8 protein-coding genes and 2 pseudogenes are annotated in these 6,041 nt (G+C 68.4%); all 10 read left to right on the forward strand.

Features of this window, described 5'->3' with window-relative positions; all coding sequences use genetic code 11:
- Positions 1-239: ATP-dependent Clp protease adapter ClpS (clpS, locus tag AC2VOP_RS04385; RefSeq protein WP_486959812.1), on the forward strand; the 239-nt coding region annotated here is incomplete at its 5' end.
- Between the two features lie 7 nt (positions 240-246).
- Positions 247-831: an oxidative stress transcriptional regulator AosR gene (gene aosR, locus AC2VOP_RS04390; RefSeq protein WP_486959813.1), complete on the forward strand. Its 585-nt coding sequence runs from the start codon at positions 247-249 to the stop codon at positions 829-831.
- Entirely contained in the window at positions 831-1,892 is a 1,062-nt protein-coding gene (locus AC2VOP_RS04395; RefSeq protein WP_486959814.1) for a P1 family peptidase, read from the forward strand. The genes aosR and AC2VOP_RS04395 overlap by 1 nt, the downstream gene beginning before the upstream one ends.
- Position 1,893: 1 nt before the next feature.
- Positions 1,894-2,310, forward strand: coding sequence for a M67 family metallopeptidase (locus AC2VOP_RS04400; RefSeq protein WP_486959815.1), 417 nt, complete (start codon positions 1,894-1,896; stop codon positions 2,308-2,310).
- On the forward strand, positions 2,307-2,582 hold the full coding sequence (locus AC2VOP_RS04405; RefSeq protein ID WP_486959816.1) for a MoaD/ThiS family protein: 276 nt from the start codon (positions 2,307-2,309) through the stop codon (positions 2,580-2,582). Before AC2VOP_RS04400 ends, AC2VOP_RS04405 begins: the two co-directional genes overlap by 4 nt.
- A gap of 13 nt (positions 2,583-2,595) precedes the next feature.
- Complete coding sequence (locus tag AC2VOP_RS04410; protein ID WP_486959817.1) at positions 2,596-3,567, forward strand: PLP-dependent cysteine synthase family protein; 972 nt, start codon at positions 2,596-2,598, stop codon at positions 3,565-3,567.
- Between the two features lie 59 nt (positions 3,568-3,626).
- Complete coding sequence (locus AC2VOP_RS04415) at positions 3,627-4,241, forward strand: rhomboid family intramembrane serine protease (protein ID WP_486959818.1); 615 nt, start codon at positions 3,627-3,629, stop codon at positions 4,239-4,241.
- Positions 4,238-5,080: a glutamate racemase gene (gene murI / locus AC2VOP_RS04420; RefSeq protein ID WP_486959819.1), complete on the forward strand. Its 843-nt coding sequence runs from the start codon at positions 4,238-4,240 to the stop codon at positions 5,078-5,080. Before AC2VOP_RS04415 ends, murI begins: the two co-directional genes overlap by 4 nt.
- 60 nt (positions 5,081-5,140) lie before the next feature.
- A pseudogene (locus AC2VOP_RS04425) lies at positions 5,141-5,839 on the forward strand (cyclic nucleotide-degrading phosphodiesterase); the annotation flags it as partial.
- Positions 5,840-5,918: 79 nt separating this feature from the next.
- Positions 5,919-6,041 (forward strand): annotated as a pseudogene (gene rph / locus AC2VOP_RS04430) (ribonuclease PH); the annotation flags it as partial.

Genomic DNA, 6,041 nt, shown 5'->3' on the forward strand with positions numbered 1-6,041 from the left:
TCACCGATCGCCCGTGGATCACCATCGTCTGGGATGACCCCATCAACCTGATGACCTACGTGACCTACGTCTTTCAGAAGCTGTTCGGCTACAGCGAGCCACACGCCACCAAGTTGATGCTCCAGGTGCACAACGAAGGAAAAGCCGTGGTGTCGGCGGGTAGCCGGGACTCGATGGAAGTCGACGTGTCCAAACTGCATGCTGCCGGGTTGTGGGCGACCATGCAGCAGGACCGCTGACCTCACCGTGCGTAAGTGGAAGCGGGTCGAGACCGACGACGGCCTCCGCTTCCGGTCCGCCCTGGATCCGCACGAGGCGGCATTGCTGAAGAATCTGGCCGGCTCGGTTGTCGGCATGCTCGACGTGCGGGAATCATCCTCTCCGCCAGACGAACTCGAGCAGATCACCGGGATGAAAAACGTCAACACCCAACCGCCCGAGGATGCGACGCTGCGGCGGCTGCTGCCCGATTTCTACCGGCCCGACGAGCACCAGCCCGACAGCGCGGAGGTTGCCAACAACCTCAACTCGGCATTGCGCGGTTTGCACGAGCCGGAGATCATCGAAGCCAAACGCGGTGCAGCACAACAGTTGCTGGACACCGTCCCGGACGGGGGCGGTCGGTTCGAGCTGACCGAGGAGCAGGCGAACGCGTGGATCGCGGCGGTCAACGACATCCGGCTGGCGCTGGGCACAATGCTCGACGTCGGACCGAACGGTCCGGAGTGGGTGCCGGCCGAACATCCGATGGCCGGGCAGTTCAGCGTGTATCGGTGGCTGACGGTGCTGCAAGAGTATCTGGTCCTGGGGTTGATGGGGCGACCCCGGTGATGAGCACGGGGTCGATCACCGACGTCGCAGGTGTCCTGGTCGGTCATCACCAGCGGCTCGACCCGGACGCGACGCTCGGGGCCGGCTGGGCCACCGGGGTCACCGTGGTGCTGGCCCCGCCCGGCACGGTCGGCGCGGTCGACGCCCGCGGCGGTGCGCCCGGCAGCCGCGAGACCGACCTGCTCGACCCGGCCAACAGCGTGCGCCACGTCGACGCGGTGGTGCTGGCGGGCGGTAGCGCCTACGGGCTTGCGGCCGCCGACGGCGCGATGGCATGGCTGGAGGAGAACAATCGCGGTCTGGTGACCGAAGACGGCGTGGTGCCGATCGTGCCGGCCGCGGTCATCTTCGACCTGTCGGTCGGTGGCTGGGCATGCCGGCCGACGGCGGAGTTCGGTTACGCGGCGGCCGGTGCGGCCGGTCCCGTCGCGACGGTCGGAACGGTTGGCGCCGGGGTGGGGGCGCGCGCCGGCGCGCTCAAGGGCGGAGTGGGAGCCGCGTCGGTCACGCTGGAACTGGGCGGCACCGCCGTGACCGTCGGGGCGCTGGTGGTGGTGAACTCGGTGGGCGAGGTCGTCGACTCCGCCACCGGGCTGCCGTGGCCGGCCGACCTCATCGAGGAGTTCGGGCTGGCACCGCCGCCGGCTGACCAGCTGGCGGCGCTTGCCCTGCTGGAGACGAAGTGGTCGGCGTCCAGCCCGCTCAACACCACCATCGCGGTGATCGCGACCGACGCCGCTCTCAGCCCGGCTGGGTGCCGCCGGGTGGCGATCGCCGCCCAGGACGGGCTGGCCCGCACCATCCGGCCGGCCCACACCCCGCTGGACGGCGACACCGTGTTCGCGCTCGCGACCGGGGCCGTCGAGGTTGCGCCGGCGGTAGACACTCCGACCGCGCTGTCCCCGGAGACCGGGCTGGTCGCCGCGGTAGGTGCGGCGGCGGCGGACTGCCTGGCCCGTGCAGTGCTGGTCGCGGTGCTGGCCGCCGAGCCGGTGGCCGGAATACCGACTTACCGCGGCACGTTGCCGGGGGCGTTCGCGAACAGACCAGGGAGACGGTGACATGTTGACGATTCGTGCCGACCTGGTGGCCGCGATGGTCGCCCATGCGCGCACCGACCACCCCGACGAGGCGTGCGGGGTACTGGCCGGACCGCAGGGATCCGTCCGGCCGGAGCGCTACATCCCGATGGTCAACGCCGAACGCTCGCCTACGTTCTATCGGTTCGACTCCCAGGAGCAGCTCACAGTCTGGCTGGCCATGGACGACGCCGACGAGGTGCCGGTCGTCATCTTCCACTCGCACACCGCGACCGAGGCCTACCCGAGCCGCACCGACGTCGCGCTGGCCGGTGAACCCGACGCACACTACGTACTGGTGTCGACGCGCGACCCGGACACCCATGAACTGCGCAGCTATCGCATCGTCGACGGCGTCATCACCGAGGAACCCGTCACTATTGTCGAGGAGTACTCATGAGTGTCACCGTGTCGATCCCGACGATTCTGCGTCGGCACACCGGTGGCGAGAAACGCGTCAGCGCTGCCGGCGCCACCCTGGCTGCGGTGATCAGCGACCTGGAGACCAACTACTCCGGTATCGCGCAACGCCTGCTCGAGGACGGCAAGCTGCACCGTTACGTCAACATCTACGTCAACGACGAGGACGTGCGGTTCTCCGGCGGTCTGGACACGGCGATCGCCGACGGCGATTCGGTGATCATCCTGCCCGCCGTAGCAGGCGGCGGGTAAGGGTACGGACCAAATGGCGCGCTACGACTCGCTGCTGGCCGCGCTGGGCGACACCCCACTGGTCGGACTGCAGCGGCTCTCGCCACGCTGGGCGGACGGCCGGGACGGCCCGCACGTGCGGCTGTGGGCCAAACTCGAGGACCGCAACCCGACCGGGTCGATCAAAGACCGTCCGGCGCTGCGGATGATCGAGCGGGCCGAAGCCGACGGGTTGTTGGCACCCGGCGCCACCATTCTGGAACCCACCAGCGGCAACACCGGTATCTCGCTGGCGATGGCGGCCCGGTTGAAGCGGTACCGGCTGGTCTGCGTGATGCCGGAGAACACCTCGATAGAGCGTCGCCAGCTGTTGGAGCTCTACGGCGCTCGGATCATCTTCTCGCCGGCCGAGGGTGGGTCCAACACCGCGGTGGCCACCGCCAAGCAGCTGGCCGCCGACAACCCCGAGTGGGTGCTGCTCTATCAGTACGGCAACCCGGCCAACCCTGAGTCGCACTATCGCGGCACCGGCCCCGAACTGTTGGCCGACCTGCCGGAGATCACCCACTTCGTCGCCGGCCTGGGCACCACCGGCACGCTGATGGGCACCGGCCGGTTCCTGCGCGAGCGGGTTCCCGGCGTGGCGATAGTGGCGGCCGAACCTCGCTACGGCGAAGGGGTCTACGCACTGCGCAACGTCGACGAGGGTTTCGTCCCGGAGCTTTATGACCCGCAGGTGCTGACCACCCGGATCTCGGTGAGTTCAGCCGACGCGGTACGGCGCACCCGGGAGCTGATCGACGCCGAAGGCATCTTCGCCGGCATCTCCACCGGCGCTGTGCTGCACGCCGCGCTGGGTGTGGCCGCCAAGGCTCTGCGTGCGGGCCAGCCCGCCGACATCGCCTTCATCGTTGCCGATGCCGGATGGAAGTACCTGTCCACCGGCGCCTACGCCGGTAGCCTGGACGACGCCGTGAATGCGCTGGAAGGGCAGCTATGGGCTTGAGGGCCAGGTCTCCTGCGACACCGGAGCCGGCGAGGCAGCCGAAGAATCGGTCGACGTGGATGGCTCGCGGGGCTACCATCGTCGGTTTCGTGTTGCTGCTCTACGCCGTCGAATTCGTCGACCAGCTCAGCGGGCACCGGCTGGATCGCAATGGCATCCGGCCGCTGCAGGCCGACGGACTGTGGGGCGTCGTCTTCGCCCCGCTGTTGCACGCTAACTGGCAGCATCTGATAGCCAACACCGGTCCGGCGCTGGTGTTGGGCTTCCTGGTGATGCTGGCTGGGTTGTCGCGGTTTCTCCTGGCTACCGCGATCGTGTGGGTCGTCGGCGGTTTGGGCACCTGGTTGATCGGCAATCTCGGGTCGTCGTGCGGCCTGCAATCCGATCACATCGGCGCCTCGGGCCTCATCTTCGGCTGGCTGACCTTTCTGTTGGTGTTCGGGTTTTTCACTCGCACGGTCTGGCAGATCGTCGTCGGCATCGTCGTGCTCGTTTTCTACGGCGGCGTGCTCTGGGGCGTGTTGCCGGTAATGCCGGTGCTCAACACCTGCGGCGGGGTTTCCTGGCAGGGGCATCTGTGCGGCGCGCTGGCTGGCGTGCTGGCCGCCTATCTGCTGTCCGGGCCCGAACGCAAAGCCCGGGAACATCACCACCAGGCGCAGCAGACCGCATGAACCCGCCATCCCCTGCCCGCCGGCGGGAACCCCAGGCGCCCATCGGGGTCTTCGACTCCGGCGTCGGGGGGCTGACCGTCGCACGCGCGATCATCGACCAGCTGCCCGACGAGGACATCGTCTACGTCGGCGACACCGGCAACGGGCCCTACGGTCCGCTGAGCATTCCCGAAATACGCACACACGCGTTGACCATCGGCGACGATCTCGTCGACCGCGGGGTCAAAGCGCTGGTGATCGCCTGCAACTCGGCATCGTCAGCGTGTCTGCGGGACGCCCGCGAACGCTACGACGTGCCGGTCGTCGAAGTGATCCTGCCGGCGGTGCGGCGCGCGGTCGTCACCACCCGCAACGGCCACATCGGTGTGATCGGCACGCAGGCGACCATCACCAGCCACGCCTACCAGGACGCGTTCGCCGCCGCCCGTGACACCCAGATCACCGCGGTAGCCTGTCCGCGGTTCGTCGACTTCGTCGAACGCGGCATCACCACCGGCCGTCAGGTACTCGGCCTGGCCGAGGGTTATCTGGAACCGCTGCAGCGCGCCGGGGTGGACACTCTGGTGCTGGGGTGCACCCACTACCCGCTGCTGTCGGGGTTGATCCAGTTGGCAATGGGGGAGCAGGTGACGCTGGTGTCCAGCGCCGAGGAGACCGCCAAGGAGCTGGTGCGGGTGCTCACCGAACTCGATCTGCTGCGGCCGCATGAAACCCCGCCCGCGACCCGGGTATTCGAGGCCACCGGCGACCCGGCAGCGTTCGCCCGGCTGGCAACGCGGTTTTTGGGCCCCGCTATCGCCGTCGTCGAACCCGTCCGGCGCCACTCGCCGGCGCATTAACCACCATGTCTGCGGCAGAGTCTGCCGCGTCGCCGCAGCAAACATGGCACAGTAGGGATTGTGCGACTGACCGTGCTCGGCTGCTCCGGCAGCGTAGTGGGTCCGGATTCCCCAGCATCCGGCTACCTGTTGCGGGCACCGGACACGCCACCGCTGGTCATCGACTTCGGGGGCGGGGTGCTCGGCGCGCTGCAGCACCACGCCGATCCCGGCTCGGTGCATGTGTTGCTGTCACACCTGCACGCCGACCACTGTCTGGACCTGCCCGGGCTGTTCGTCTGGCGCCGCTACCACCCGTCACCGCCGGTCGGCAAGGCGTTGCTGTACGGACCCAGCGACACCTGGTCGCGGCTGGGAGCGGCATCGTCGCCGTACGGCGGAGAGATCGACGATTTCACCGACATCTTCGACGTGCGTCACTGGGTGACGGGGCAGCCGGTGACGATCGGGACGGTCACGGTCTGCCCGGAGCTGGTCTGCCACCCGACCGAGGCGTACGGCCTGCGTATCACCGATCCGTCCGGTGCGGTGCTGGCATACAGCGGCGACACCGGTTTCTGCGATCGCCTGGTGGAGTTGGCGCGCGGCGTCGACGTCTTTTTGTGTGAGGCGTCCTGGACGCACTCTGCCAAGCGTCCTTGCAACCTGCATCTGTCGGGCACCGAGGCCGGACGTGTCGCCGCGGCGGCAGGGGTGCGCGAGCTGCTGCTGACCCATATTCCGCCGTGGACGTCGCGCGAGGACGTGATCAGCGAGGCCTAGGCCGAGTTCGGCGGCCCGGTGCACGCGGTGGCGCTCGGCGAGACGTTCTACATCCGGGGGGCCTGTGGTTTACTGGGTGCCCTATCGAGCTGACGGTCGCGGCGACGACGTGCTGCTACCGGTCGTATTTAACCGGGGGTTCACCTCGAATCCGGCGGGTTCGGTGCTGGTCGATTTCGGCAACACCAGGGTGTTGTGC

It is taken from the genome of Mycobacterium sp. TH-M106, from assembly GCF_057473765.1.